Below are 26,411 nucleotides of genomic sequence, written 5' to 3' on the forward strand. Positions count from 1 at the left end.
TCCATGCGTTCGCATACATCGTGAAGGCTTTCGGATTCCTCTCTTTCGGGCACTACGGCGATGTGCCCGGTTCGGCGACCCGCACGGCGGGCGACATGCTCAAGCAGACCATCGAACTCGCCGAGGGCGCCGACGAGATCGGGGTGAACGGCGCGTACGTGCGCGTGCACCACTGGGCGCGGCAGGCGGCGTCGCCGATGCCGCTGCTGACGGCGATGGCTGCCCGCACCAAGCGCATCGAGGTCGGCACCGGCGTGATCGACATGCGCTACGAGAACCCGTTCCAGTTCGCGGAGGAGGCGGCCGCGCTCGACTTCATCGCCGACGGGCGGATCGCGCTCGGCGTGAGCCGTGGCTCACCCGAGACCGCGCTGCGCGGCTACGAGACCTTCGGCTATCACGACGGCGAGGACGAGGAGCGCGGCAGCGTGATGGCGCGCGAGAAGTTCGACCTGTTCCTGCGCGCGATCGAGGGGGAGCGGCTCGCTCCGGCCGACCCGCGGATGGCCGGCGCCGGCCGGTACCTGCACGTCGAGCCCTACTCGCCGACCCTGCGCGACCACGTCTGGTGGGGCTCCGGTTCCCGCGCTACCGCCGAGAGCACCGGGCGGATGGGCCTGAACATGATGAGCTCGACGCTCGTCACCGAGGCCACCGGCCAGCCGTTCCACGAGCTGCAGCGCGAGCAGATCGACCTGTTCCGCGCCGCGTACAAGGAGGCGGGGCACACCGGCCGCCCGCGCGTATCGGTGAGCCGCAGCGTGTTCCCGCTGATCAACGACATGGACCGCGCGTATTTCGGGCTGCGCTCCGAGGAGAGTGACGACCAGATCGGCATCATCGACGGGCTGCGGTCGACCTTCGGCAAGACCTACGCCGCCGAGCCCGATGCGCTGATCGAGCAGCTGAAGCGCGACGAGGCCGTCATGGCCGCGGACACGCTCATGCTGACCATCCCGAACCAGCTGGGTCCGGAGTACAACCTGCACGTGATGCAGGCGTTCGCCGAGCACGTCGCCCCCGCGCTCGGCTGGAAGCCGAACACCGAGGGCCCGGTGCAGGGCGACGCCGTCGCGTAGCATCCGCTGAGAAACCAGATCCCGCACGAGAAACCGGCTGACGCAGGGTTTCTCGTGCGGGAAGTGGTGTCTCGCGGTGGAGCACACGTAGATTGAGCGCCATGGATGCCGAGAACGACACCTCGATCGAAGGGCGCATCGCCCGTGCGAACCGCGATGCCATGCAGCGGCAGCAGAAGCTGTTCGTGCGCTTCGCCATCGTCGAGGGGCTGGTGCTCGCGCTCGCGGTCGTGGCGATCTACGTGCTGAAGCTCGTCGATCCCGACGCCGGGATCTTCGTGATCCTCGGCGTCGCCGTGGTGGGCGCGCTCGTCCTGTCGCTGCTGCTCATCCGCGAGGTGAAGCGCCGCCAGCGCGAACTCGCCGAGGCCAAAGGTGAGACCCCCGGCGTCTGGTGATCTCGGAGCGACGTTCGCCGAGAGTTCACTTTCGGGATGCGGGCGTCGCCTGACGGACACCTGCGGGTCACCTGAGATCCCTAGACAGAGAGCGGCACGTCTGCCGCAACTCCTCGTCGAAACAGGTCTCTTCCGTCATGCTCCCCACAGCTCTCCGCCGCGCCGGCGCGGGTGCGCTCGCCGCGGTGGTCGCCGCGACGCTGTGCGCCGCCGCGCTTCCGACATCCGCCGTTCCGGCCTACGCCCAGGACGACCCGAGCGTGAGCGAGGGGGCGACCCCCGCGCCGGAGCCGAGCCCCACAGAGCCGGCGCCGGCTCCGACGGCCGACCCGACCGAGACCCCCGCGCCGGAGCCGACTCAGGCCCCCGCTCCCGAGCAGACCGCCCCGGCTCCCGCCGAGACGACCGCGCCCGCGCCGGAGCAGACGCCGGATGCACCGGCCCCGGCCCCGACCGAGAGGGCCGCGGCACCGGTCGCGGGCACCGACGGCAACGCCGGCGCGCACTGGCCGCTGGTGATCACCGAGATCCAGGGTGACAACCCGGGCGCCGACGAGTACGAGTACCTCGAGGTCACGAACACCACCGACAAGCCGATCGACCTCGACGCCGCCGGCATCCAGGTCAGGTACCACACGTCGAAGTGGAACGCCGGCACCGTGCAGCCGCTGATCCACCTCGACGGCGAGGAGGATGCCCCGGCAGTGATCCCGGCCGGCGGCGTCGCCGTGTTCTGGATGAACTACGCCGACGGCGACCCCCGCCGGGCGCTCACGAAGGATCAGTTCCGCGCGTTCTACGGCCTGACGGATGCCGCCGCGCCGGTCTTCCGCTTCGGCCCGCAGGGCGGGTTCGCGAACAGCGGCAACCGCGGGTTCAGCCTGACGGATGCCGCGGGCAAGACCCTCAGCCGGGCGTGGGTGCCCGCCGACGACGGCAACGGCTCGACGCCGTGGAACGCGCAGTTCGGTGTGCCCGATCTGATCGGCAGCCCGGATGCCCGCCTCCTGGACTACGACGTGACCGGCGCGGCCGCCGCGCCGACGCCCGGCACGATCACCGTGGCGCAGGTGACCAGTGCGCTCACCAAGCCGACCGACCCCGACTCGGACGGTCCGCTGCTGCAGATCACCGAGGTGGCGCCCGACACCGCGAACGTCGCCGGCTCCGACGCCTACGAGTACATCGAGGTCTACAACGCCTCGGACAAGCCGGTGGACTTCGGCGACTACGTGCTCGCCTACCTCACCACCGACAACGACCTGACCAGCCCGAAGGCGCTCTCGTCGACCCTGTGGCCCGCAGGTCCCGGCGAGCCGACGATCGCCGCCGGAGGGACGCTGGTGCTGTGGATCCAGAACCCGGCCGTCGTGGCCGCCGGACTCACCGTCGCCGACTTCAACACGGCGATGGGCAGCGACCTGAAGCTCGGCGAGAGCATTCTGACCATCGCATCCGGCGGTATGGCCAACGGCGGATCCCGCGGCCTGCAGCTGCAGACGAAGTCGGGCCACGTGGTCTCGCGCGCCTTCTACTTCGATGACGCGCAGACCACGCCGACGACCGCCATCCAGTACGTGTGGAACCCGGCCGACCCGGCGACGATGTGGACTCCGGCCGATCCGGCCGGCAGCACGCAGGCGATCCTGGGTCTTGCGGCCCCGACGCCCGGGAAGGTGACCGACGCGCAGGTCGCGCCGTCGTTCGTGCCCTACCCGGATGCCGGGACGGCGCCGAAGATCGTCGATCTCACGGGCGGGTCCGAGGTGCCCGATTCGGGCGGCATCGAGCTCGGCTTCGACATCACCGACGACGTGCTGGTGCGCCGGGTGACGCTCACGCTGAAGGACAGCCTGGGCGGCACCGAGCAGCGCAACCTCACCTTCAGCGCGGCGGGACGCTATCTCTACTCGATCCCGGCCGTCGACGTGTACGGCAAGCGCTGGGTGGAGTACTCGGTCACCGCCGGCGACGGCATGCTCGAGACCACGCTCGGCCCGGTGCGGATCGTGCTGGACGACTCGCCCATCGAGCCCGTGCGGCTGAACGTGGCCGACGGGCAGTACGTCAACGCCCAGACGCCGATCGTCGGCACCACCGACGGCGACCCCGGCAAACTCACGACCGGGGTCGATGGCACGCCGTTCGGCGACGCCCGCCCGTCGCTCGAAAGGGCGCCGAGGTTCGCGATCGAGGCGACCAGCACCGATTCGTTCTTCCGCAACGGTCTCAAGCTCGGCGACGACGTGCTGAAGATCTTCGACGAGGGCTACTACGACCGCATCGTCACGGTCGACGCCGAGGTGCCCGTGGACCAGGTCGTCCGCGGCGAGAAGCTCACCCTCGGCGTGTACGCCGGTACCAAGGCCTGGCCCGAGCCGAACCTCGACGAGAACAACGACGACTTCGTCATGATGAACCCGCGCCTCGTGCTGCCGGACGGCCGGGTGCTGCATCCGACGCTCTGCACCGGAGCGGGCGAGGGCAAAGAGCCCGTCGAGCGGGCGTGCCCGGCGGATGCCGCGGAGCGTATCGCGCTCAGCGACGCGAACCTCGTCTACATCCTCTTCACCTTCGACATCCCCGAGGACGCCTTCGACTCGGTCTCGACGCTGTGGGACACCACGACCGTCGCGGACGGCGAGCACGTCGTCACGGCATCCGAGGGGGAGCGCACCGCGACGCGCACCGTGCGTGTCGACAACACCGCGCCCCGCATCGACAGCACGATCACCGACGGCCGCCAGTACCGCGGCGACTTCACGATCGACGCGGCCGTGACCGACGAGGGCTCCGGTTTCGACAGCGTCAGCGCGACGCTCGACGAGAAGGAGATCACGCTGCCGCTGAAGACCTCTTCGCTGACTCTCGAGCCCGGCGACCACGTCGCCGTGATCACCGCGAAGGACAGGGTCGGCAACAGCTCCACGAGCACGATCGCGTTCTCGACGGCGGACGAGAAGCCGCACACCACGCTGATCAGCCCGGCCGACGGCGCGAAGATCGACGCCGACAAGGTCGACCTGGTCGCCAGCCCCGGCTCCAACGTCGACGACCGCCTCGAGCTGTGCTTCGCGGAGGGCTACCGGTACGTCCCCACGGATGCTGCCGTGCAGGTCGCCACGGGCACCACGACAGACAGCCGCTCGAGCGACCGCGGCGACGCGAAGCCGCTCAGCGCCGACGACCTGGCGAAGCTGACCCGGATGGACGGCATCGAGGTCGCGGAGACCTCGAAGACCGCCATGCCGTATCAGCTGTTCACGATCGACGTCCCCGCAGGCGCGAAGGACGGATCGGATGCCAGGGTCGCCTGGGAGGGTTCCGCGAACGCCGACGCCAAGGTGCTGCTCTACGTGCAGGACGTGAAGGGCGGCTGGCAGGAGGTGGATCGCCACGTCACCACCGGCGGCGCACCCACCTCGTTCACCCTCGAGGCGCAGGTGCCCGTCGCCGGCCATGCGAAGGACGGCAGGATCACGTTCCTGGTGCAGCACTCCGAGGGGTGGGCCGCGACCGACCTCAGCGGCCGCGACTCGCAGGTCACGCCGTACAACGAGGGCGCGACGCCGCGCGACCAGTACGACTTCACGCTGGCCTGGGAGTCGGACACACAGTACTACAACAGCAACGAGGGCAAGCGCGCCGGCACCGGGGGAACGGATGCCTGGTACCAGCACCAGCTGAAGATCAACAGGTTCCTCGTCGACCAGCGCGACGACCTCAACCTGCAGTACGTCACGCACACCGGCGACATCGTCGACAACCAGAACGAGGAGCACCAGTGGCAGAACGCGGATGACGCGTACAAGATTCTCGACGACGCGGGAATGCCGTACGGCGTACTGGCCGGCAACCACGACGTCGGCCACTTCGAGGGGAACTACGGCCCGTACAGCTCGTACTTCGGCGAGAAGCGGTTCGCGAAGAACCCCTGGTACGGCGGCTCCTACAAAGACAACCGCGGGCACTACGACCTGGTGAGCGCCGACGGCGTCGACCTGCTCATGCTCTACATGGGCTGGCCCGATCCGAACGACACCGCCTCGAACTCCGAGGACATCGCCTGGATGAACCAGGTCATCCGGCAGTACCCGGAGCGCAAGGTGATGATCAACCTGCACGAGTACATGCTCACCACCGGCGGCCTCGGCCCGTTCCCGCAGCGGATCTACGACGAGGTCGTGGCGCCGAACGCGAATGTGATCGCGGTGGGCTCCGGGCACTACCACGACGCCTACACGCGCCTGGACGAGTTCGACGACGACGGCGACGGCGTCGCCGACCGCACCGTCACCTCGATGCTGTTCGACTACCAGGCGCTGCCGGAGGGCGGCCAGGGCTACCTGCGCCTGCTGCACTTCGACAACGAGAAGGGCCGCATCATCGTGCGCACCTACTCGCCCTCGCTGGACGACTTCGACTCGGATGAGGCGTCGCTGAACAGCCCGGCCGGGATGCAGGAGTTCGAGATCCCCTACGCCGCGGGCGGCATCCGCTCGGTGGCGAAGACCCTGTCGACCGACTCGTTCCGCGCCGACATCCTCACCACGAACCAGATCGACTGCGTGAAGGACGTCGTCAGCGGTGAGAAGACCTCCGTGACCTGGAAGGGCATCGGCCCGGCCAAGGGCAAGGCGGTGGCCCGCGCCGCCGCTGCTCCGGCCGAGCACGGCTGGTACGTGCGCACCACCGGCCCCTACGGCGGAGTCGAGTACAGCGAGGTCCGCACCTTCACCGCGACCGGCAAGCACGGCGGGAACAACGGCGGTGGCAACAACGGCGGTGGCAACAACGGCGGTGGGAACGGCGGCGGGAACAACGGCAACGGGTCGGGCGGCAAGGGCGGCGACGCCCAGGGCTCGGGCTCCTCGTCGTCCGGCGCCCTGGCGACCACCGGCGGTTCGACGGCCTGGCCGATCGCACTCGGCGCTGGCGCTCTCCTCGCGCTCGCCGCAGGCGGCATCCTGGTCGTCCGAGGACGACGCGACCGCCGGGTCGGCTGACCAGCGGCACCCGCCCTGCGCCGACGCCCCTCCTGAATCGCGAGATTCGGGAGGGGCGTCGTGCGCGCGACCTCAGCGCCCGAACAGTCCCTTGCCCTCTTCGTCGAGCAGTTCGTAGGCCTGGGCGAAGGTCTTCGGCATGCGGGAGGGCGGCAGGCCGGACTTCGCGAGCAGAAGACCCAGCACGCCCTGCGCCGGTGGTGTGAGCGGCTTGTCTCTGTTCGCGTGCGCCGGATGCGCCGGGGTCGCCTCCGGGTTCGGGGGAGTGAACGCCGCGGTGGTCTCGGGCCAGTCGGCGGGATGACGCGGTTTGGGCAGGTTCACCACCGAGAGCAGAGTGTTCGCGCCGGCATCCCGCGCGTTCAGCGGCTCCAAGCCGTGCAGCCGGTTCAGCGTGGCGATCACCGACCCGTGATGCATCTCGTCATGGATGATCGTGTTCCGTGCGGTGTAGGCGGACACCGCGATCGCCGGAACGCGGCATCCGAGTCGGTCGAAGCCGAAGCCCATCTCGCCGGCGCCGGCGTCGTCCGGCGGCGTCGCGGCAGGCGGGGGCACATGGTCGTAGCATCCGCCGTGCTCGTCGAAGGTGATCAGCAGCAGGGTGTTCACCGCGTTCGAGCCCTTCGCCGACGCACTGCGGCGGACCGCCGAGTAGACGTCGTGCACCAGTGCATCACCGGCCCGCACATCCGATTCGGCACTGTCGACGAACGTCGTGCCGTCGACCGCGCTCTCGCGCAGGGTGCCGAACGGCGGGTGGAAGTCGTTGTGGTCGTAGATCATCCGCGGTTCGATGAACGCGTACGCCGGGAGGGTGCCGTTCTTCGCGTCGGCGTAGAAGTCCTCCATGGTGCCGAAGCGGTCGGTCTTCCAGAACTTCTCCAGTACGGGCGCATGGATGAACCCGGTGAACGACACGATCTGCAGCTTGTCGAAGTAGATGCGCCATGACTTGCCGGCGCCTTCGAGGCGGTTGAAGATCGTCGGCGCGGGATCGGCCGTGAGCCACTTCTCATAGCCGCCCTCGAAGTGGTTCGTCACGAAGCCGTGCGAGGTGGAGGCGTGGAAGAAGGAGCGGTTGCAGAACGTCTGCGACGGCACCCCCGCGTACCAGTGGTCGAATACGGCGAACTCGCGCGCGAGGGTCGACAGCACCGGCAGCATGTCGGGCGAGAACGAGCCCATGATGTGCGAGACCTTCTCTGTGGACGGCGCCTCCCCGCGGCCGAGCTGGGTCAGGTGATGCGCGTAGTCGGTGACGAAACCGTCCATCGTCGGCTTCTTCGCCTGCTTCGGCGCGTTGTACGGCGCCTTCATCCTTTCCGCCGACACCGTCGCGTTCCCCGGCGGGTCGACCGTGCCGAAGAGCTGGGTGTTCACGTGCGGATACTCCTCGCCCGGATCGGGGTCGGGGAAGCTCATGATTCGATCGGTGGGACCCGAGTACACGTGCGCCGGCACGCGGGTGCCGTCTGGCGCGGTGTTCGCATGCTCGCCGAACGCCAGACCCGCGAACGTCTCGCCGGCGGGCAGGTCGTCCTTCGAGTACAGATAGCCGAGCAGGTTGTCGAAGGAGCGGTTCTCGCCCATCAGCACCACGATGTGGTCGAAGCCCGGCTGATGCCGCGGCGCGAGCGGCACGAAGTCGGGGTCGGCCTCGAACCGCTCGTCGCGCTGCGCGATCGAGGTCGCGATCGCCGCGCCTCCGACTCCGCCGACCGCGGCCCCGGCCACCGCCGCGCCGCCCAGCTTCAGGAACCCGCGACGGGAGGTGCGCCGCTGCGCGGCATCCGGCTCGGCGTTCTCGGCCTCCGGGACCGCGTCTTCCGCATCCATGCGCCGATCCTAGGGGCGCCGATGCGCGCGGTGGGGGATCCCGCCCCGTGCCCCGGTACCCTGGAACCCATGCTCAACATGGCCGAGGGCCTGTCCCGACTCGGCGCGCTCGCCGCGCATCCGGTCGTCCGCACCCTGGCCGACGCGTTCGCCGAGGCGGGCTTCGAGCTCGCCGTCGTCGGCGGCCCGGTGCGCGACGCGCTGCTCGGCCGGCCCACGCACGACCTCGACTTCACCACGAACGCGCGCCCCGACGACATCCTGCGCATCGTCACGCCGATCTCGACTGCCCAGTGGGACATCGGCCGTGCCTTCGGCACGATCGGCGCCCGCGTGCAGGGCGAGCAGGTGGAGATCACCACCTACCGCGACGACAGCTACGACGGCACCACCCGCAAGCCGGTCGTCGAGTTCGGCGAAGACATCTCGGGCGACCTGCTGCGCCGCGACTTCACCGTCAACGCGATGGCCCTGCAGGTGCCGGAGGTCAAGCTCGTCGACCCGACCTCCGGCGTCGAGGATCTCGTCGCCGGCGTCCTGCGCACCCCGATCGACCCGGCGGTCAGCTTCGGCGACGACCCGCTGCGGATGCTGCGCGCCGCGCGGTTCAGCGCCCAGCTGGAGTTCTCCATCGAGCAGGGCACCCGTCGTGCGATGGAGGAGCTGCGCGACACCCTGCGGATCGTGAGCCCCGAGCGCATCCAGGGAGAGCTGATCCGGCTGATGCAGACGGACGATCCGGTGCGCGGCATCCGGGTGCTGGTCGACACCGGTCTGATCGACCTTTTCCTGCCCGAGGTGCCGGCGCTGCGCCTCGAGGTGGACGAGCACCACCACCACAAGGACGTCTACGAGCACTCGCTGACCGTGCTCCGCCAGGCCATCGCACTGGAGAAGTCGCGCAACCCGGGGGCGGAGCCCGACGTGGCGCTGCGCATCGCGGCTCTGCTGCACGACATCGGCAAGCCCCGCACCCGCAGGCTCGAGCCCGGGGGAGGGGTGACGTTCCACCACCACGACGCCGTCGGCTCGCGGATGGCGCGCAAGCGCCTGCAGGCGCTGCGCTTCGACGGCGACACCATCGACGCCGTCGCGAAGCTGATCGAACTGCACCTGCGCTTCTTCGGCTACGCCGAGGGCGCCTGGACCGACAGCGCGGTGCGCCGCTACGTGCGGGATGCCGGTGATCTGCTGGAGCGGCTGCACATCCTCACCCGCGCCGATGTGACGACGCGCAACAAGCGCAAGGCCGCCCGCCTCGCGGGCGCGTACGACGACATCGAGCGCCGGATCGTCGAACTGCGCGAGCAGGAGGAGCTCGACAGCATCCGTCCGGAGCTCGACGGCAACCAGATCCAGCAGATCCTCGGCATCGCGCCGGGGCGCGAGGTCGGCGAGGCGTACCGCTTCCTGCTCGACCTGCGGCTGGACGAGGGCGTCGTCGGCCCGGATGCCGCGGAGCAGCGCCTGCGCGACTGGTGGGCCGCGCGCGCCTGAAGCTGTGGATGAAGAGCCCCGGCGCGGAGCCCTCATCTATGCTGAAGTGCCGAGAGTGCGGCGACGGTGCCGCACGCACGCGCACGCGCGCAGGAAAAGGCGGCAGATCGCGTCGTGAAGAAGGGGGTGCGCCGTGGAGAGCAGACGCACGACCCGAGGTGACGGGCACGGCAACCTCCGCAACGAGGTCGAGAGCATGCTGAGCACGGCCATCGTGACCGGTGAGCTCGCACCGGGGACGCTCGTCTCCGTCCCGTCGCTGGCGGCGCAGTTCGCCGTGTCGGCCACGCCGGTGCGCGAGGCCATGGTGAACCTGCAGAACCGCGGCTTCGTCGAGCCTGTGCGCAACAAGGGCTTCCGCATCACCCGGATGAGTGAGCGCGAGACGCGGGAGATCACGACCCTGCGTGCCTGGATCGAGTCAGATGCCGTGGCCGCGATCGCCCAGGACTTCCCGCGGGAGCGGATCGCGGAGTTCCGCGCGCTCGCCGACCTCGGAGTGCAGGCGGTAGACCAGGGCGACCTCGCCGGCTACCTCGACGCCGACCGGAACTTCCACCTCGAGGTGCTGGCGCTGCTCGACAACCGGCGACTGCTGCAGCTGGCCACGACGCTGCGGCAGGAGACACGACTGGGCTGCCTGGCTTCCCGCATCGGAACGCCCGAGCTGCGGCAGTCCGCCACGGAGCACCACCTGATCCTGGATCGGCTGATGGACGGTGACTCCGCCGGCCTGTCCGCCCTGATGCGCGATCACGTGCTGCGCGACGCGCCCGCCGTGCCCGCCGCGGACTGACCCTCCGCGCCCGCGGGTTCCGCGCGGGTGCCCGCCATCGCGACGGCGAACGCGCGCGCGAGCGCCTCCCGCACCACGGTGATCATCGGGGTGTCGGCGGTCGTCTCGCGTGCGGCGCTGAAGATCTCGCGCCCCGACGTCATCTGCAGCCGCTGCCGCGCGGCATCCGCGTGCACCGATGACAGGATCAGCTGCGGCAGGATGCTGACCGCCTGACCCGCCTCGATCATCCGCAGGTGGGTGACCAGGTCGTTCGTCTCGTATCGGACGTCGGGCTCGAAACCCGAGGCGCGGCACAACTGGGTGAGCCAGATGCGAGACGCGGTGCCGCGGGGTTCGGCGATCCAGGGATGCTCCGCCGCCGCTGCGAGACCGGTGACGTGCAGCGGGCCGCTGCGCGGGGTCACCAGGTACGGGGCATCCGCCCCGAGGGTGACGTGATCGAGCCCTGCGCGACGGGGCCGGAGCACGCCGGGGTACTGCTCCGCGATGACGAGGTCGAACTCACGGGCGGCGGTCTCGAACAGGCCCTGCTCGGGTTCGCGCTCGACCAGCTCGACCCGCAGCTGCGGGTGGTGCTGCGCCAGATCGGCGATCGCGCGCGGCAGCACGGTGTGCGAGACGGACTGGAAGACGGCGATCCGGCAGGTGCCGGTCACGGTGTCGGCGTGTGCGCTGAGTTCGGCGGATGCCCGTTCGATCCGGTCCAGGATGTCCGCGGCCCTGTTCGCCAGAAGCTCTCCCTGCGGGGTCAGCTGCGCGCGCCGCCCCGTCCTGCGCAGCAGTGCGGTGCCGGCCTCGCGCTCGAGCATGGCGATCTGCTGCGAGATGAACGACGGGGAGTATGAGAACGCTCGAGCGACCGCCGACAGGGTGCCGCGCTGCTGGAACTCGTAGAGGAATCGCATCCGGCGCAGATCGAGCATGGATCGTATCCTCCGTTGTGAAGTATGAGTTCACTGCATTGGTGAGATTCTGCCACTTTCGCTTAAGGCTGGGGCCCGGGCACACTGGGGCACAAGACACCGGCCCCGGCTTCCTCCTGGGCGCCGGACCCCGGGGTGAAAGAGGACTGATCATGAGCGTGGCCCTCACATCGACCGCTCTTCGACGTACGTCAGCGGCAGGATCGGTGAGCATCGAGCCCACCGGCGTCGATCGCGTGCTGTACGACATCGTCGACGCGGCCCACGAGTCGCTGAGTCATGCGGTCGCGGACGACCTGCGCGGTGCCATCCTCACCGACCGTCGGGCATGGCAGGCGCTGTCCGTCCGTCCGCCGCTCAGGGAGCCGCTCGCGATCCGCGCCGCGGAGGGAACCCAGCTGCGCGAACTGCTGCGGGTGCTGCTGGCCGTGGTGCGCACCGGCTCTCCCGCTGACGTCAGCTTGAGCTGGCCTCTGTCGGACCGCCTTCACCGCACCCTGCAGCGCGCCGGCGCCGAGGTGCGCGTGGAGACCCTGCAGACCTGGGGATGCCGTGTCGCGCACGGCGGACACCGCCTGCGCGTCGTCGGGCCGCGGCTGTCGCGCTCGACCGTGCTGCGGCGCGCCAGGCTGGACGCCGAGGCCTGGACGGCGGGAGCGGACACCGCCGACGTCGACATCGCGGGGCCGGGTGAGATCGAGCGGCTGGCGCTGTCCGCCGCCTCGCTGCGGTCGTCGTCCGACCGGATCGGAGCGGTGCTCAGCCGGCGGTGATCGTCGCCAGCGCCTCGCGCAGCTGGTCGCCCGAGGCGCCGCCAGGCCACATGCGCACGATGCCGCCGGAGGTGTCGACGAGTGCCGTCATCGGCGGCTCCTTGACCGCGTAGTCCCGCCAGATGGCGCCGGTGCGGTCGACCAGCACCGGGCCGGTCACGTCGCTGTCCTTCAGATACGTCTGGATCGTGTCGCTCGGCTCGTCGAGGGCGATGTGGACCACCAGCACGTCGTCGCCCAGTTCGCTGGAGAGCGCGCTCAGGTCGGACTCGAGGTCCGTGCACTGGGTACACCACGTCGACGTGAACTGCAGCACCAGCGGGCGCGCCGTCCACAGCGACGCGAGGTCGACCTCCGTGCCGTCGACCAGCTCGCCCGTCGCCTTCGGTGCGGGCACGGCATCCGCCGCGGCCACGAAGCGGTCGGCAGAGGGTGTCTGCGACGGCAGTGCGTCGGCGCCGCCGCGAGGGCTCTGAGAGCAGCCCGCCAGCATCAGGGAGCCGATCAGCAGAGCTGCCGCCGCGAAGCGGGCAGCGGCGCGGGTGCGTGCGGTCATCATTCGCCTTCCTGCACGGACGAGGGATCGCCCAGTGCCGGGTATCCGAGCCGGAAGGGCCCGGAGTCGTCTCGCTGGTACTCGGCCTCGCCGAGGGATCGGTCCCCGATCCGGAACGTGTAGGTCGTGCCGGCCGTCAACTCGGCAGCAGAGAAGGAGAACTCGCAGAAGGTGGGGACGCGTGCGACGGTGCCGTAGTCCTTGTCATCGGCGCGCTGCGCCGTGCCCGGCTGCAGGGTGAGCTCGGTCACCACGTCCTCGCCCTCGGAGATCGTCAGCACCGCACCGGAGTGCACGAAGAGGTATCGGGCAGAGCCCGAGCAGTCGGAGTCGGGCGCGCGCAGAGCGCCGTCCCGGACGATCAGGACCGCGTCGCCGTCGCCACCCGCGGCGTCGGCGGGTCCGGCGCATCCGGTCAGGCCGCCGATGAGCGCACCGACGGCGGCGATGGTCGCGAGCGAGCCGGCGCCGGCGCGTGCGGGTCGCCGCTGCGTCGGAGTGGTCATCCTGACATCCTTCCCGATGCACGTGGTGCCCCGCCCTGCGGCGGGACACCACGTGCTCATCGATCGCGAAGTGCGCTCGGGTCAGTTCCCGTTCGCCGCGTTCATCTTGTAGGTGACGGTCTGGGTGGCCGTCGGGTCGTTCTCGCTCGTGATCGTGACGGTGACCGTCCCGCTCGCGTTCGAGGAGTTCCCCGTGCGCTTCACGTACACCGGCACCTTGATCGTCTCGCCCGCCTGGGCGGTGACGATGGAGCTCGGAGTCTGCACCTCCCAGGCGCCCTTCGCCCCGCTGAACGAGGTGGTCACCCGGTAGATGTCGCCGTTCGCACGGGCGTCGGACACGGCCGCGCCGGTGTTGGTCACCGGAACAGTCAGCGCGCGCAGGCCGTCCTGCATCTTGCCCGACCACGCGCCCTTGCCGATCTGCACGCCGCGGGCCTGCGGGCCCGCGCCGTCCAGCGAGCGCACGGCGACCTTGTAGTGCAGGATGCCGCGGTCGTCGACCTTGCGGTCCACGATGTAGAAGTGCAGGCGGTTGACCTCGTCGACGTACTCGAACTCCGAGCCCGAGTCGTTGCCGGCGTGGAACAGCGCGTCGTTCAGCTGACGCTGGTCACCGCGGGTGATCGGCACCGGCACGCCGTCGGCGCGCACGTAGTCGAGCGTGTCGATGTCCTGCGGGTTGGCGTCGATCGTCCAGATGAACGGGTTGCGGTCGGCGTTCTTCGTCTTGGCGATCATCACGCCGCTGTCGGGCTGGAACGAGTCCGTGCCCATGCGGTCGATCACCTCGAGCGTGTAGTTGTCGTACCCGCCGCCGTCGCAGTCCCAGAAGCCCTTCGCACGGCGGTCGCAGACGTTCTTGTCTCCGCCGTCGAGCTTCAGGTTGACGCCGAGCGTGACGCCGTCCTCCTGCAGCTCGCGGGACTGCAGATCGGTGGTGATCGAGCCCAGCGCCGACAGCTCGCTGCGCGTCAGGTCGATGTAGCTGGACGTGTCGATCATGCCGAGCTTGATGCGGTTGCGCAGCGCGACGCCGGCCGGCTGCGAGCCACCCGCGACCGAGGGGACGTTCCAGCGCGTGTGAGTGCCGCCGGGGCCGTTGAACGATCCGCGGGCGAGCACGTCGAACGGGCCGGAGGTGTCGCGCAGCGGTCCGCCGTCGGCGTTGTCGGTGCCGTACGGGTTGCCGTAGTTGTCCGCGATCCCGAGGATGTGCGAGAACTCGTGCGCGAACGTGCCCATGCCGCTGGACTCGGCCTGCGTCGAGTTGCCGGCGCGGATGACGTTGCCGCTGCCGTCGGTGACGGGGAAGTTGGCGTTCGGCCAGTGGCTGACGGCTGCGGCCCAGCTCGTCCACGGGACGTACCGGGTCTTGACCCAGTTGGCCATCTCGTTGCCGTTCTGGTCGTAGGCCTTGCCGTCGGCATCGCGCGGCGGACCGAACTCGTCGGTCACGTCCTCCTTCGTCGGGAAGAGCATCTGACCGAACTCCTCCCACGTGCTGGACTCGTCGTGTCCGGCCGTGACGTAGAACACCTCGTCGAACTCGCCGAGCGGGTTGGAGTTGCCGATGTCGGCACCCCAGAGCTTCAGCGCGTCGGTGCGGATGTCCTTGTTGCAGGTGTCGCCCTTGGGACAGAACGCGGCGTTCGGCTTGTTGAACGAGTCGTTCAGGCCGTACTCCTCGATGTTGCCCGGCATCCGGTAGGGACCGAACGCCTTCAGGTCGACGCTGAGGCGTCCGCCCGTCTGCTCCATCCAGTACTCGTTGATGGTGCGCCCGTGGTTGAGCTCGTTGGGGGTGTTCAGCAGGTTGCGGTAGAACTCCGGGACGTCTTCACGGGGGACGGAGTTCGCCAGTCCCGAGGGCGTGCCGAAGACGTCGGCGTTCTCCTTCTGGCTGATCACGAAGTCCTGGTTCTGGAAATCGAGCAGGACGATCGCGCCGTTGAAGTGCCGCTTCGAGCCGGTGGTCTTGTCGGCCCAGTCGGTGCCAGGGATCGGGGTGTAGTCGTCCCAGGTCATGTCGTCCATGTTGACCCAGTTCTGCGGGTCCACCGGATTCAGGACGTCGGGATCGATGCCGCGGTCATTCGCCGCTTGGGCGCCACCGCCGCCGAGCAGCATCATGCTGGCCGCTGTGGCGGCGACGACCAGCGCGGCAGCCGCTCGGCGTCTGCCTGACCGCGGAAGGCGGTCGGTCGATGAGGATGCCAAGGCTTTCTCCATTCGCTTCGGTTCGGTGTTGCGCGCGACTCGCCTCGTCGTCGGTTGACGAGCGGATCGAGAGATCCTCGGTGACCTCGGGCAACGTCAGTAGCATTGCACTGATCTGCGAGTTCATGAAGAGAAATCTAGGAATCAGATGTGAGGCCTGCGGGAATGAGGCGTCAAAACGACGATAAAAACCAGCTCAAGTCATATAAATACAGAAAGCGCCCGAGATCAGTGTCAAAGCAGACACCCGACCTCTAGGCGCAAGTAGAATATTAGTATAAGCTGAACCCACGTCGGCTCCACCGGCGCACACAGCAACGAACGACCGCCGCTGGGTGGTGCTGCAGGGTGAAGCCGCTCTGCGGGCACTGGCGGTGATCGGACCCGACACCAAGGGATACATCTATGTCAATGCAGACATCCAGGCGTGGGCGCCTTCTCACCACGGTCGGAGCGCTCGGAATCACCGCACTGGTGCTCTCCGGCTGCGCCACCAGCACCGGTGACACCGGTGACAAGGTCGGGGACTCCGGAGGCGGCGGCGACGTCGTCGTCGGCACCACCGACAAGATCGTCTCGCTCGACCCGGCCGGTTCGTACGACAACGGCTCCTTCGCCGTGATGAACCAGATCTACCCGTTCCTGCTGAACAGCAAGTACGGCACCGCCGAGGTCAGCCCCGACATCGCCGAGTCGGCCGAGTTCACCGCGCCGACCGAGTACACGGTCAAGCTCAAGTCGGGCCTCAAGTTCGCCAACGGCAACGACCTCACCTCGAGCGACGTGAAGTTCACGTTCGACCGCATGCTGAAGATCGCCGACCCGAACGGCCCGTCCTCGCTGCTGAACAACCTCGCTTCGGTCGCGACCCCCGACGAGACCACCGTCGTCTTCACGCTGAAGAACGGCAACGACCAGATCTGGCCGCTGATCCTCTCCAGCCCGGCCGGCCCCATCGTCGACGAGGACGTCTTCTCGCCCGACAAGGTCACCAGCGACGACGACATCGTCAAGGGCAAGGCGTTCGCCGGTCAGTACACGATCGACTCCTACAAGGTGAACGAGCTCGTCTCGTACAAGCCGAACCCCGACTACAAGGGCAGCCTCGGCGCAGCGGAGAACACCAGCGTGCAGGCGAAGTACTACGCGGACGCCTCGAACCTGAAGCTCGCGATCGGCAACGGCGACATCGATGTGGCGTTCCGCAGCCTGTCGGCCACCGACGTCGAGGACCTCGGCAAGAACGACAAGGTCAAGGTCGTCGACGGACCCGGCGGCGAGATCCGCTACATCACGTTCAACATCGACACGATGCCGTTCGGCGTGAAGACCTCCGACGCCGACGCGGCCAAGTCGCTCGCCGTGCGCCAGGCGATGGCCGACCTGATCGACCGCGCCGCGGTCGCGAAGGACGTCTACAAGGACACCTACAGCCCGCTGTACTCCTACGTGCCTGAGGGCATGCCGGGTGCGACCACGCCGCTGAAGGACCTCTACGGCGACGGCAACGGCGCACCCGATGCCGACAAGGCGGCCAAGACGCTGGCGGATGCCGGCGTGCAGACCCCGGTCACGCTGAACCTGCAGTACAACGGCGACCACTACGGCCCGTCCTCGGGTGACGAGTACGCCGCGTACAAGACGCAGCTCGAGAAGGGCGGCCTGTTCAAGGTCAACCTGCAGCAGACCGAGTGGGTGCAGTACTCCAAGGACCGCACCGCCGACGTGTACCCGATGTACCAGCTGGGCTGGTTCCCGGACTACTCGGACGCCGACAACTACCTGTCGCCGTTCTTCATGACCGAGAACTTCCTCGCGAACCACTACGACAACAAGGCCGTCAACGACGCCATCGTCAAGGAGCAGACCGAGACCGACCAGGCCGCGCGCCTCGACCAGATCGGTCAGATCCAGGAGATGGTGGCGAAGGACCTGTCCACGCTGCCGATCCTGCAGGGCAAGCAGGTCGCGATCGTGGGCAAGGACGTGAAGGGCACCACCCTCGACGCCTCGTTCAAGTTCCGGTACGCGCCGCTGACGAAGTAACGCGTTCCGCTCCCGGGGATGCCGCAGCGATGCGGCATCCCCGGGATGCGCTCGCCCGAAGAACGCAAGAAGGTACCCCATGACCGTCGATTCCGTCGACGCCCTCACACCGGTTCTGCCCCGCAGCCGCTCCGCCGGCGGCGGACTGTGGCGCTACATCGTGATCCGGCTGCTGCTCATCATCCCCACTGTCCTGATCCTCGTGACGACGGTCTTCTTCCTGATGCGGATCACCGGCGATCCCATCACCGCCGCACTCGGCGGCCGTCTTCCCGCCGATCAGCTCGCCCAGCGCATCCACGATGCCGGGTACGACCGTCCGCTGTTCGTGCAGTACTTCGAGTACCTCGGCAACCTGCTGCGCGGCGACTTCGGCACGACTCTCACGGACCGGCGTCCTGTGACCGAGATCCTGCTCCAGTACGGCTCGGCCACGTTGGAGCTCGCGATCTACGCCCTCATCGTGGCGCTGCTGATCAGCATCCCGCTCGGCCTGATCGCTGCCTACCGTCGCGACCGCTGGCAGGATGCCACGCTGCGCGTGATGGCGATCCTCGCCTACGCCACCCCCATCTTCTTCGCGGGTCTGCTGCTCAAGCTGATCTTCGCGGTGTGGCTGGACTGGCTGCCCGTCTCAGGCCGAGGGAGCACCCGCACCGAACTGCTCATGGCAGGGATCGACACCCCCACGGGCATCTATCTGCTCGACGCGATCCGGCTCGGCAACGGCGCCGCGATCGGCGACGTGCTGCAGCACGCCATCCTGCCGGCGATCGCGCTGGGCCTGCTGACAGCCGGCGTGTTCCTGCGCCTGATCCGCACCAATGTCATCGGCACGCTCGGGCAGCAGTACGTGACGTCCGGCCGTTCCCGCGGTGTCAGCGAGTACCGTCTGCTCACCAAGCACGCCTACCGGCCCGCGCTGATCCCGATCATCACGGTGATGGGCATGCAGATCGCGATGCTGCTCGCCGGCGCCGTGCTCACCGAGAGCACCTTCGAGTGGAAGGGCATCGGGTTCATGCTCGCCGAGTACCTGAAGGCGCGTGACTTCGTCGCCGTGCAGGGCATCGTCGTGATGATCGCCGTGGTCGTCGCGGTGACGAACTTCATCGTCGATCTCGTCGCCGCGGCCATCGATCCGAGGGTGAGGTACTGACATGGGTGTCATCCCCGAATCCACCGACCTGCCCACCCCGAAGACGGAGGCGCTCGCCTCGGTTCCGCCGCAGAAGAAGCGCTGGACCGAGCGGCTGCCCGTGGTCTCGCACCTGCGGCAGAGCGTCGGCCTGCAGCGCGGGATGCTGGTCACCGGCCTGGTCATCTGCACCGTGTTCGTGCTCGTCGCCGTGTTCGCCGGCGTGCTCGCCCCGTACACCTGGGCGCAGCAGCAGACCGCCGACGGAGTCTCGTTCGGCACGCAGCAGCCGCCGAACGCGATGAACCTGCTCGGCACGACCGTCTCGGGCTTCGACGTGCTCTCGCGCGTGATCTGGGGTGCGCAGACCGCGCTCCTGGTCATCATCGCCGCCATCGTGTGCTCGATCTTCCTGGGCATCGCGCTGGGCCTGATCTCGGGCTACTTCGGCGGATGGCTCGATCGCATCCTCGTCGTGATCGCTGACGCGATCTACGCGTTCCCGTCGCTGCTGCTCGCGATCGTCATGTCGATCGTGATCAGCCAGGGCAAGTCGACCCTCTGGGGCGGCATCATGGCGACCGCGATCGCGATCACGGTGGTGTTCGTTCCACAGTACTTCCGTGTGGTCCGCGCCGAAGTGGTGCGCGTGCGCGCCGAACCGTTCGTCGACTCCGCGAAGGTGATCGGCGTCCCGACCCACCGCATCCTGCTGCGCCACGTGCTGCGCAACTCGGTGCGCACCCTGCCCGTGCTGATCACGCTGAACGCCTCGGAGGCGCTGCTGACCCTCGCCGGTCTCGGCTTCCTGGGCTTCGGCATCGAGGCGACGGCCGCGGCCGAGTGGGGCTACGACCTGAACCGTGCCATGGGCGACGTCACCAGCGGCATCTGGTGGACGGCTGTCTTCCCCGGTGTCGCGATCGTGCTGGTGGTGCTGGGCATCACCCTCGTGGGCGAGAGCCTGAACGACCTGAGTGATCCGCGATTGCGCACCCGTCGTCGCGCAGGAGGCAAGAAGTGATGCGCGTACTGAGCGACCGGAGGGAGCCGAAGTGACCGATGTCGCAGAGATCCGCGACCTGCGGGTCGTGTTCGCCACCGACGGCGAGCCCGTCGAGGCGGTGAAGGGCATCTCGCTGAGTGCGAGCGCCGGTGAGGTGCTCGCGATCGTCGGCGAGTCCGGGTCGGGCAAGACCGTCACCGCGAACACCCTGCTGGGCCTGCTGCCCGAGACCGCCACCACCTCGGGCGCCGTGATCGTGCGGGGCCGTGAGGGCGGGGAGACCGACATCGTGCACGCCTCCCACGCGAAGCTGCGCGCGATGCGCGGGCGCGATGCCGCGATGGTGTTCCAGGAGCCGTCGACCGCGCTGAACCCGGTGTACACCGTGGGCTGGCAGATCGCCGAGGGCATCCGCGCGCACACGAAGCTGTCGAAGAAGGATGCCCGGGAGCGGGCCATCGACATCATGCGGCGCGTCGGCATCCCCTCGCCCGAGCAGCGCGTGGACGACTACCCGCACCAGTTCTCGGGCGGCCAGAAGCAGCGCATCGTGATCGCGATGGCGCTGGTGCTGAACGCCGGGCTGATCATCGCCGACGAGCCGACCACCGCGCTGGACGTCACCGTGCAGGCCGAGATCCTCGACCTGCTGCGCACCTGCCGCGACGAGTTCGGCGCGACGATCGTGCTGATCACGCACAACATGGGTGTGGTCGCCGACCTCGCCGACCGCGTGATCGTGATGTACCAGGGCGACATCGTCGAAGAGGCCCCCGTGCGGGAACTGTTCGCGAACCCCCGCGAGGAGTACACCAGGAAGCTGCTGGCCGCCGTCCCGCACGTCGGGCAGGGCAAGTCCGCGTCGGTCGCTTCCTCTCCGGTCGTTGAGCGAGCGCAGTCCACCACCTCGGATCCTGAGCGAGCGCAGTCCACCACCTCGGATCCTGAGCGAGCGCAGCGAGACGAAGGACCGCACGTGGCGCCGCCCGTCCCCGCGGGCAGTCTGATCGTGGCATCCGCCGCCGAGATCGGGTACCCGGGCCGCTTCGGCCGGGGTGCGGTCGTGGCCGTGAAGGGTGTGGACTTCCACGTCGCGCCCGGCGAGGTCGTCGGTCTGGTGGGGGAGTCCGGATCGGGCAAGACCACGATCGGGCGCGCGGTCGTGGGCCTGACCACGGTGCTCGGCGGATCGCTGACCGTGCTCGGGCACGAGATGAAGGGCGCGAAGCCGCGCACTCTCACGCCGCTGCGCCCGCAGATCGGATTCGTGTTCCAGGACCCGGCGACCAGCTTCAACCCGCTGCTGACGATCGCGGAGTGCGTCGCCGAGCCGCTCGTGGTGCACGGGCGGGCATCCAGCCTGTCGGCCGCCCGTCCGCGGGTGAACGAGCTGCTCGACGCGGTGCGACTGCCCACGAACTTCGGTGACCGGTACCCGCACGAGCTGTCCGGCGGTCAGCGTCAGCGCGCGTCGCTGGCCCGTGCCCTCGCGCTCGACCCGAAGCTGCTGATCGCCGACGAGCCGACCAGTGCGCTGGACGTGTCGGTGCAGGCGACGGTGCTCGAGCTGTTCACGCAGCTGCAGGCCGAGCTGGGCTTCGCGTCGCTGTTCATCAGCCACGACCTGGCCGTGATCGATGCCGTGTCGGATCGCATCATCGTGCTGCAGCAGGGCGAGATCAAGGAGCAGGGCACTGCGGCCCAGGTGCTCGGTGATCCGCGCGACCCGTACACCCGCGAGCTGCTCGCGGCACTGCCCGTGCCCGACCCCGTGACTCAGGCCGAGCGTCGCGCGCAGTGGGAGTCGGTCCGCCGGCGGTAGCCCGCGCGCATCCCTCGAGAAACCAGTTCCCGCACGAGAAACCGCTCCGCAGCGTGTTTCTCGTGCGGGAACTGGTTTCTCAGCATCCGTGCCCTGGGGCCTCAATAGGCGGGAGGGCGCCACCGAACTGCGGGATCGGGGCGAAGGATGAGGACGTCTCCGGGTTGGAGGCCGCGGTACGCGGGGCGACTGCGCAGCGGCTCCAGGCCGTTGTTGTAGCTGATGACGCTGTAATAGTCGGTGAAGCAGAAGCGCTCGTAGATCAGGTCGTACACGTCGCCTGGCGCGACCGTGTAGCTGACGATCTCACCTGCCGCGTTGCGCTTCACGGTGCCCTTTGCGAACTCCCGCGGCCCGAGGTCGGTCAGCTCGCCGTCGAGCACCCCGGTGACGGTGCCGCCACCCTCGTTGTAGTAGCCGGTCCTCCTGCCGTCCTGCACCAGCGAGATCGACGGGCGCGGCGATGGGCACGGGTCTTCGGGGGCGGCGACCGGCGTCGGCGTGGGCGTGGGACTGACGCGCACCTCTGCGGGCGTCGTCGTGACCGGAGTGGGCTTCTCCGAGGAGCCCGAGGCCCGGGTCGGGGAAGGCGAGGAGGCGAGCATCCCGCCGATCGCGGGCGAGGCGATGGCGACCAGTCCCGCCACGATGGCAGCCGACGCCACCCAGGTGGCGATCCTGGCCGTGCGGTTCATGCGTTGACGCTATCGAGTGCTCACCGACATCGCCAGTGTCGGGTCGCACGCGCTCCGGCGGAACTCGCGGGCGCGGGAGGAGGACCGCGGTAGAGTCCTCCTCCCGAAGGCGAGGCCTCCTCCCGTGGGCGAGCGGGGCGCCCTCGATGTCCGAGCCCTCGCGTACCGTCGCTCGCGTGACCGACACCACCCTGACGAACGACAGCGACGCGCTCGCCGGACTCGACGCCGCCCAGCTGCAGGCCGTCGAGCACGGGGACGGGCCGCTGGTGATCGCCGCCGGCGCGGGCACCGGCAAGACGCGGGTGCTCACCTCACGGGTCGCGCGGCTGCTGCAGGCGGGGGTGGCGCCGGAGCGCATCCTACTGCTGACGTTCACCCGACGCGCAGCGGCATCGATGATCGGCCGTGCGGCCGCGCTGTGCGATGACCCGCAGGCGGCCCAGCGCATCGCGGGCGGCACGTTCCACGCGGTGGCGCACCGCATCATCGCCGAGCACGCGCAGCACCTCGGGTTGGCGGATGTCACGGTGCTCGACCCCGACGACGTCATCGACCTGCTCGACCTGCTCAGGTCGGAGTTCGGCCTCGATGGCACCGAGAAGCGGCTGCCGACCACCCGCACCATCGCCGACATCGGCTCACGCGCGATCAACACCGGGATCCCGGCGCGGAAGGTCATCGAGGAGCAGTTCCCCTGGGGGCTCGAGCACGCCGACGACATCCTCGCGCTGCTGCGGCACTACAGCGCCCGCAAGCGTGAGCGCGGCCTGCTCGACCTCGACGACCTGCTCATCGCGTGGCGGGCGCTGGTGCGCGATCCCGACGTCGGTTCGCGACTGCGCGCGCGGTGGGACTGGGTGCTCGTCGACGAGTACCAGGACGTCAACAGCCTGCAGGTCGACATCGTGCGCGGACTCGCCCCCGACGGGCGCGGTCTCACAGTCGTCGGCGATGACGCACAGGCGATCTACGGCTTCCGCGGCGCCAGCGCCGGGCACCTGCTCGACCTGGCATCCGCCTTTCCCGACACCACTCTCGTGCGGCTGGAGCGTAACTTCCGCTCCACCCAGCCGATCCTCGACCTCGCGAACGAGGTGCGCCCCGGCGAGCTCGGGCTGCGGCTGCGCGCAGATCGGCCGGATGCCGGCATGCGGCCCTCCCTCGTCGTGTGCCGCAACGCCGACGACGAGGCGCGCACCGTCGCCGACCGCATCCTCGAGGCGCACGCCGACGGCCTGCCGCTGCGCGAGCAGGCGGTGCTGATGCGCACCGGCTCGCACAGCGCGCTCCTCGAGGTCGAGCTGAAGGTGCGGAACATCCCGTTCCACAAGTTCGGCGGCATCGGCTATCTCGAGACGGCGCACGTGCGCGACCTGCTGGCCGGATTCCGGGTGGTGCTCAACCCCTCCGACGAGGTGTCCTGGTACCGGCTGCTGACCCGGCACCGCGCGATCGGCAAGTCCTCCGCGCGCGGCCTCGCGGCGATCCTCGCCGACGGCGGCATGGAGCGGGCATCGGATGCCGTCGCCGCAGCGCCTGCGAAGGCGCGCACCGGCCTTGCGTCGACGCTTTCCCTACTGGGCGCCGTGGATGCCACGACGACCGTGCCAGAGCTGGTCGAGGCGTGCCGGGCGGCGGTCGACCCGCTGCTGCGCGCGCACTACCCGGACTGGCAGCGCCGGGTGACCGACGTCGACGGCATCGCCGAGGCAGCGGCCCGGCAGCCGGACCTGCGCACCTTCGTCAGCGAGCAGGCCATCGACCCGGTCGATGTCTCAGGCGACTGGGCCAAGAAGCCGCACCTCGACGAGGACTGGGTGACGCTCTCGACGATCCACTCGGCGAAAGGGCTGGAGTTCAGCGCCGTGCACGTGATCCGCGCGACCGACGGCGCGATGCCCTCGGACATGGCGCTGTCGTCACCGGCCGGACTCGTCGAGGAGCAGCGGCTGTTCTACGTGGGCCTCACCCGTGCCCGCGACACCCTCGACGTGTACGCGCCGGCGCGGCTGCCCACGCATCCGACCTCGTTCCTGGCCAAGCACGTCATCGCCAAGCCGAGCCGCTTCCTCACCGCCGAGGCCCGGGCACTGATGGACGCCGTCGACACCGCGACCGGCGAGGTGCAGGGCAGCGAGCCGGTGCCGGCCGGTGCGTCGGTGCCGGCCGCCCGCGTGCGACTGGACGAGTTCGACGACCTGTTCGCGTGACCGCGAGGGCCACCGGCCCCCAGCCCGTGCCGCGGTCAGAGCTCCTCGGAGAGCTCCTCGGTGTCGGGAAACGTGGAGGCGGCGGCATCCCCCCGCAGCGCCGCCTCCACGAGATAGGAGATGTCGATCGACACGATGCGCTCGGTCATGGCGCCGGCGTCTCCGGTGCGGTGGTCGGCAGCAGCGTGGGTTCCGGTGAGGCCGTGGGGGTCGGTTCCGGGGACTCCTGCCGTTGCGGCGCTCGTACGAACGGGGGCGTGGGCGCCTGCGCCTGCGACCCGTCGGCCTCGCCGGTGGTGTCGTCGAGGGGCGCGACCTGAAGCGGGTAGATGTTCCACAGCGGCTTGCCCGCGAGATCGCGCTCCGGCACCGTGTAGGTGCCGTCACCCTGGTCGTCCCACCCGTTCTGGAGGTCGCGGCTCTGCTTGCCGTACAGATTCAGAGGCGTGCCCTTGCCGGTGTAGATCTGCGCGCCGTCGATGAGCATGCCCTCGCGGTCGTACACGAACAGGTTCCCCACCTGCGCGCCGTCCAGGAGCAGGCCGTCCGGCGGCGTGTACTCGTAGCCGTCGTAGGCGTTGTACGTCGTCGCGCGGTTGCTGATCTCGGAGATCGCCCACGGGATCAGCAGCACGGCGGCGATCGTCGCGACCGTCGCGATGTGCCGGAAGACGTTGTTCGGCAGCCACCGGCCCCGGCCCCACTGCACGCTCACCAGCACGGCGACGATCACCGCGATCCACGCCACCAGATCGCGGGGCCAGATGTCGAAGCCCACCGCGAGTCCCAGGAACCCGTACAGGATCCAGCCTCGCGCCACCCACCACACGGGGCGCAGCGCGGCGAGAAGATCGAGCAGCCACGCGCCGAAGGCGGACGAGCGGATGCGGGCCGGCAGGCGCCCGATCCATCCGCTGAGGCGCGCATGCCAGGGGAGGTCCTGCACCGGAGCATCCGCTCGCTCCGGCAACCCGGCGGCCGCCCGCAGCTCCCGGGCGTACTCGACAGGATCACCCAGTTCGATGTCGCCGCCGCTGTCGGCGGCCTGATCGGTGAGGTCGCCGACCAGCCCGCCGGCCAGATCCTCGATGTCGTCCTCGGGGAGATCGGCGAGCTCGTCGCGGACGGCCGCGGCGAAGGCGCGGATGCGCTCGGCCGGCGAGGTGGTGAGGTCGTTCATCGCTGCGCTCCTGCTTCGGGTCGGGGCCGGAAGATGGCCGTGTCCTGCGTCTTGGCGTGCGGATGCAGCAGCCCCGACATCGCCACCGCGAACTGCACCCAGGTGTCGGTCTGCTCCTCGAGCATCCGCCTGCCCTGCGGGTTGATCGCGTAGTACTTGCGGTGCGGGCCGCCCTCCGAGGGGACGACGTAGCTCGACAGCGCTCCGCCCGAGTACAGCCGCCGCAGCGTGCCGTACACGGAGGCATCGCCCACGTCGCCGATGCCGGCATCCCGCAGGCGGCGCACGATGTCGTAGCCGTATCCGTCCTCGTCGCGCACCACGGCGAGGACGGCGAGATCGAGCACGCCCTTCAACAGCTGCGTCGTATCCATCGAGCCTCCTTCGGCACCGATCGGTGCGTTGCTTGGCACACTACCACGCGATGCACAGTAGTGCGGGAAAGACAAACGCGGAGGGTGTGTCACAGAGCCGACTGCGTCCCTATGATCAGTCTCAACGGCAGTGTGGGGGGATCGGAGGTCTGGCGTGCCCTCGTCGTGGTCGTCTTCCCGCGATGCATCCAGCGCGGCGTCGCGGATGCTGGTGGCGCGCGCACACGAAGAACTTGCCGCAGGCGAGCCGAGCGCCGCACATCTGCAGCAGGTGCGTCCGCTCGTACGCGAGTCGTGGGAGCGTTCGCTGGCGATGCGGGTGGGCATGGAAGATGAGCCCG

The 26,411-nt window shown here is 69.3% G+C and carries 19 protein-coding genes; 11 read left to right on the plus strand and 8 right to left on the minus strand.

The window, feature by feature from the left end:
- Nucleotides 1-20 precede the first annotated feature (20 nt).
- The 3 genes from ACFVAE_RS10855 to ACFVAE_RS10865 all read left to right on the plus strand — a co-directional run bounded on the left by ACFVAE_RS10855 (nucleotide 21) and on the right by ACFVAE_RS10865 (nucleotide 6,483).
- Nucleotides 21-1,079, plus strand: a complete 1,059-nt coding sequence (locus tag ACFVAE_RS10855) for an LLM class flavin-dependent oxidoreductase (protein WP_378859599.1) — start codon at nucleotides 21-23, stop codon at nucleotides 1,077-1,079.
- Between the two features lie 101 nt (nucleotides 1,080-1,180).
- The gene (locus tag ACFVAE_RS10860) at nucleotides 1,181-1,477 is read left to right on the plus strand and encodes a hypothetical protein (protein ID WP_378891642.1); all 297 of its coding nucleotides are present in this window, start codon (nucleotides 1,181-1,183) and stop codon (nucleotides 1,475-1,477) included.
- A gap of 137 nt (nucleotides 1,478-1,614) precedes the next feature.
- Complete coding sequence (locus tag ACFVAE_RS10865) at nucleotides 1,615-6,483, plus strand: lamin tail domain-containing protein (RefSeq protein WP_378891645.1); 4,869 nt, start codon at nucleotides 1,615-1,617, stop codon at nucleotides 6,481-6,483.
- A gap of 72 nt (nucleotides 6,484-6,555) precedes the next feature.
- Here the strand turns inward: ACFVAE_RS10865 and ACFVAE_RS10870 are convergent, their stop codons facing one another.
- Nucleotides 6,556-8,322 carry an alkaline phosphatase family protein gene (locus tag ACFVAE_RS10870; protein WP_378891648.1) on the minus strand — a complete coding sequence of 589 codons (1,767 nt, stop codon included), beginning with the start codon at nucleotides 8,320-8,322 and terminating at the stop codon, nucleotides 6,556-6,558.
- A 69-nt stretch (nucleotides 8,323-8,391) separates the two neighbouring features.
- On the opposite strand from ACFVAE_RS10870, the gene ACFVAE_RS10875 reads away from it, so the two are divergent.
- Together ACFVAE_RS10875 and ACFVAE_RS10880 are read left to right on the plus strand one after the other, a co-directional pair.
- Nucleotides 8,392-9,819, plus strand: coding sequence for a CCA tRNA nucleotidyltransferase (locus tag ACFVAE_RS10875; RefSeq protein WP_378891651.1), 1,428 nt, complete (start codon nucleotides 8,392-8,394; stop codon nucleotides 9,817-9,819).
- A 133-nt stretch (nucleotides 9,820-9,952) separates the two neighbouring features.
- Nucleotides 9,953-10,615, plus strand: coding sequence for a GntR family transcriptional regulator (locus ACFVAE_RS10880; protein WP_378891654.1), 663 nt, complete (start codon nucleotides 9,953-9,955; stop codon nucleotides 10,613-10,615).
- On the opposite strand, the gene ACFVAE_RS10885 is transcribed toward ACFVAE_RS10880, so the two are convergent.
- A complete protein-coding gene (locus tag ACFVAE_RS10885) occupies nucleotides 10,573-11,541 on the minus strand; it encodes a LysR substrate-binding domain-containing protein (protein WP_378891656.1) in 969 nt (322 codons plus the stop codon). The genes ACFVAE_RS10880 and ACFVAE_RS10885 overlap by 43 nt on opposite strands.
- A 206-nt stretch (nucleotides 11,542-11,747) precedes the next feature.
- On the opposite strand from ACFVAE_RS10885, the gene ACFVAE_RS10890 reads away from it, so the two are divergent.
- Entirely contained in the window at nucleotides 11,748-12,314 is a 567-nt protein-coding gene (locus ACFVAE_RS10890; protein WP_378891659.1) for a hypothetical protein, read from the plus strand.
- Here ACFVAE_RS10890 and ACFVAE_RS10895 read toward each other — a convergent pair.
- From ACFVAE_RS10895 to ACFVAE_RS10905, 3 genes are all read right to left on the minus strand, one after another.
- On the minus strand, nucleotides 12,301-12,870 hold the full coding sequence (locus tag ACFVAE_RS10895) for a TlpA family protein disulfide reductase (RefSeq protein ID WP_378891661.1): 570 nt from the start codon (nucleotides 12,868-12,870) through the stop codon (nucleotides 12,301-12,303). The two genes, ACFVAE_RS10890 and ACFVAE_RS10895, sit on opposite strands and share 14 nt — an antisense overlap.
- On the minus strand, nucleotides 12,870-13,376 hold the full coding sequence (locus ACFVAE_RS10900) for a hypothetical protein (RefSeq protein ID WP_378891663.1): 507 nt from the start codon (nucleotides 13,374-13,376) through the stop codon (nucleotides 12,870-12,872). Before ACFVAE_RS10900 ends, ACFVAE_RS10895 begins: the two co-directional genes overlap by 1 nt.
- A gap of 81 nt (nucleotides 13,377-13,457) precedes the next feature.
- Nucleotides 13,458-15,596, minus strand: a complete 2,139-nt coding sequence (locus ACFVAE_RS10905) for a peptidase M6 (protein ID WP_378891665.1) — start codon at nucleotides 15,594-15,596, stop codon at nucleotides 13,458-13,460.
- Between the two features lie 411 nt (nucleotides 15,597-16,007).
- On the opposite strand from ACFVAE_RS10905, the gene ACFVAE_RS10910 reads away from it, so the two are divergent.
- The 4 genes from ACFVAE_RS10910 to ACFVAE_RS10925 all read left to right on the plus strand — a co-directional run bounded on the left by ACFVAE_RS10910 (nucleotide 16,008) and on the right by ACFVAE_RS10925 (nucleotide 21,608).
- Nucleotides 16,008-17,642 (plus strand): ABC transporter substrate-binding protein, encoded by a 1,635-nt coding sequence (locus ACFVAE_RS10910; protein ID WP_378893541.1) that lies wholly within the window; start codon nucleotides 16,008-16,010, stop codon nucleotides 17,640-17,642.
- A gap of 79 nt (nucleotides 17,643-17,721) precedes the next feature.
- Nucleotides 17,722-18,801 carry an ABC transporter permease gene (locus ACFVAE_RS10915; RefSeq protein ID WP_378891667.1) on the plus strand — a complete coding sequence of 360 codons (1,080 nt, stop codon included), beginning with the start codon at nucleotides 17,722-17,724 and terminating at the stop codon, nucleotides 18,799-18,801.
- Nucleotide 18,802: 1 nt separating this feature from the next.
- Nucleotides 18,803-19,804: an ABC transporter permease gene (locus ACFVAE_RS10920; RefSeq protein WP_378891670.1), complete on the plus strand. Its 1,002-nt coding sequence runs from the start codon at nucleotides 18,803-18,805 to the stop codon at nucleotides 19,802-19,804.
- Between the two features lie 31 nt (nucleotides 19,805-19,835).
- Complete coding sequence (locus ACFVAE_RS10925; protein WP_378891673.1) at nucleotides 19,836-21,608, plus strand: dipeptide ABC transporter ATP-binding protein; 1,773 nt, start codon at nucleotides 19,836-19,838, stop codon at nucleotides 21,606-21,608.
- A 101-nt stretch (nucleotides 21,609-21,709) separates the two neighbouring features.
- Here the strand turns inward: ACFVAE_RS10925 and ACFVAE_RS10930 are convergent, their stop codons facing one another.
- Complete coding sequence (locus tag ACFVAE_RS10930; RefSeq protein ID WP_378891676.1) at nucleotides 21,710-22,303, minus strand: hypothetical protein; 594 nt, start codon at nucleotides 22,301-22,303, stop codon at nucleotides 21,710-21,712.
- Between the two features lie 176 nt (nucleotides 22,304-22,479).
- Here ACFVAE_RS10930 and ACFVAE_RS10935 point away from each other — a divergent pair, with 176 nt between their 5' ends.
- Complete coding sequence (locus ACFVAE_RS10935; protein ID WP_378891679.1) at nucleotides 22,480-24,516, plus strand: ATP-dependent helicase; 2,037 nt, start codon at nucleotides 22,480-22,482, stop codon at nucleotides 24,514-24,516.
- 145 nt (nucleotides 24,517-24,661) lie between these two features.
- Here the strand turns inward: ACFVAE_RS10935 and ACFVAE_RS10940 are convergent, their stop codons facing one another.
- Nucleotides 24,662-25,696, minus strand: a complete 1,035-nt coding sequence (locus ACFVAE_RS10940) for a hypothetical protein (protein ID WP_378891681.1) — start codon at nucleotides 25,694-25,696, stop codon at nucleotides 24,662-24,664.
- On the minus strand, nucleotides 25,693-26,070 hold the full coding sequence (locus ACFVAE_RS10945) for a PadR family transcriptional regulator (protein WP_378891684.1): 378 nt from the start codon (nucleotides 26,068-26,070) through the stop codon (nucleotides 25,693-25,695). The genes ACFVAE_RS10940 and ACFVAE_RS10945 overlap by 4 nt, the downstream gene beginning before the upstream one ends.
- Between the last annotated feature and the right edge of the window lie 341 nt (nucleotides 26,071-26,411).

This window comes from Microbacterium sp. NPDC057659, assembly GCF_042799915.1.
Lineage (GTDB): Bacteria > Actinomycetota > Actinomycetes > Actinomycetales > Microbacteriaceae > Microbacterium.

What these genes read in the sequence shown, in the direction of transcription:
- ACFVAE_RS10860 (WP_378891642.1), top strand. Translation starts at nt 1,181, where the DNA reads ATGGATGCCGAGAACGACACCTCGATCGAAGGGCGCATCGCCCGTGCG.
- ACFVAE_RS10865 (WP_378891645.1), top strand. Translation starts at nt 1,615, where the DNA reads ATGCTCCCCACAGCTCTCCGCCGCGCCGGCGCGGGTGCGCTCGCCGCG.
- ACFVAE_RS10870 (WP_378891648.1), bottom strand. Translation starts at nt 8,322, where the DNA reads ATGGATGCGGAAGACGCGGTCCCGGAGGCCGAGAACGCCGAGCCGGAT.
- ACFVAE_RS10875 (WP_378891651.1), top strand. Translation starts at nt 8,392, where the DNA reads ATGCTCAACATGGCCGAGGGCCTGTCCCGACTCGGCGCGCTCGCCGCG.
- ACFVAE_RS10885 (WP_378891656.1), bottom strand. Translation starts at nt 11,541, where the DNA reads ATGCTCGATCTGCGCCGGATGCGATTCCTCTACGAGTTCCAGCAGCGC.
- ACFVAE_RS10895 (WP_378891661.1), bottom strand. Translation starts at nt 12,870, where the DNA reads ATGACCGCACGCACCCGCGCCGCTGCCCGCTTCGCGGCGGCAGCTCTG.
- ACFVAE_RS10900 (WP_378891663.1), bottom strand. Translation starts at nt 13,376, where the DNA reads ATGACCACTCCGACGCAGCGGCGACCCGCACGCGCCGGCGCCGGCTCG.
- ACFVAE_RS10910 (WP_378893541.1), top strand. Translation starts at nt 16,008, where the DNA reads ATGCAGACATCCAGGCGTGGGCGCCTTCTCACCACGGTCGGAGCGCTC.
- ACFVAE_RS10915 (WP_378891667.1), top strand. Translation starts at nt 17,722, where the DNA reads ATGACCGTCGATTCCGTCGACGCCCTCACACCGGTTCTGCCCCGCAGC.
- ACFVAE_RS10920 (WP_378891670.1), top strand. Translation starts at nt 18,803, where the DNA reads ATGGGTGTCATCCCCGAATCCACCGACCTGCCCACCCCGAAGACGGAG.
- ACFVAE_RS10930 (WP_378891676.1), bottom strand. Translation starts at nt 22,303, where the DNA reads ATGAACCGCACGGCCAGGATCGCCACCTGGGTGGCGTCGGCTGCCATC.
- ACFVAE_RS10940 (WP_378891681.1), bottom strand. Translation starts at nt 25,696, where the DNA reads ATGAACGACCTCACCACCTCGCCGGCCGAGCGCATCCGCGCCTTCGCC.
- ACFVAE_RS10945 (WP_378891684.1), bottom strand. Translation starts at nt 26,070, where the DNA reads ATGGATACGACGCAGCTGTTGAAGGGCGTGCTCGATCTCGCCGTCCTC.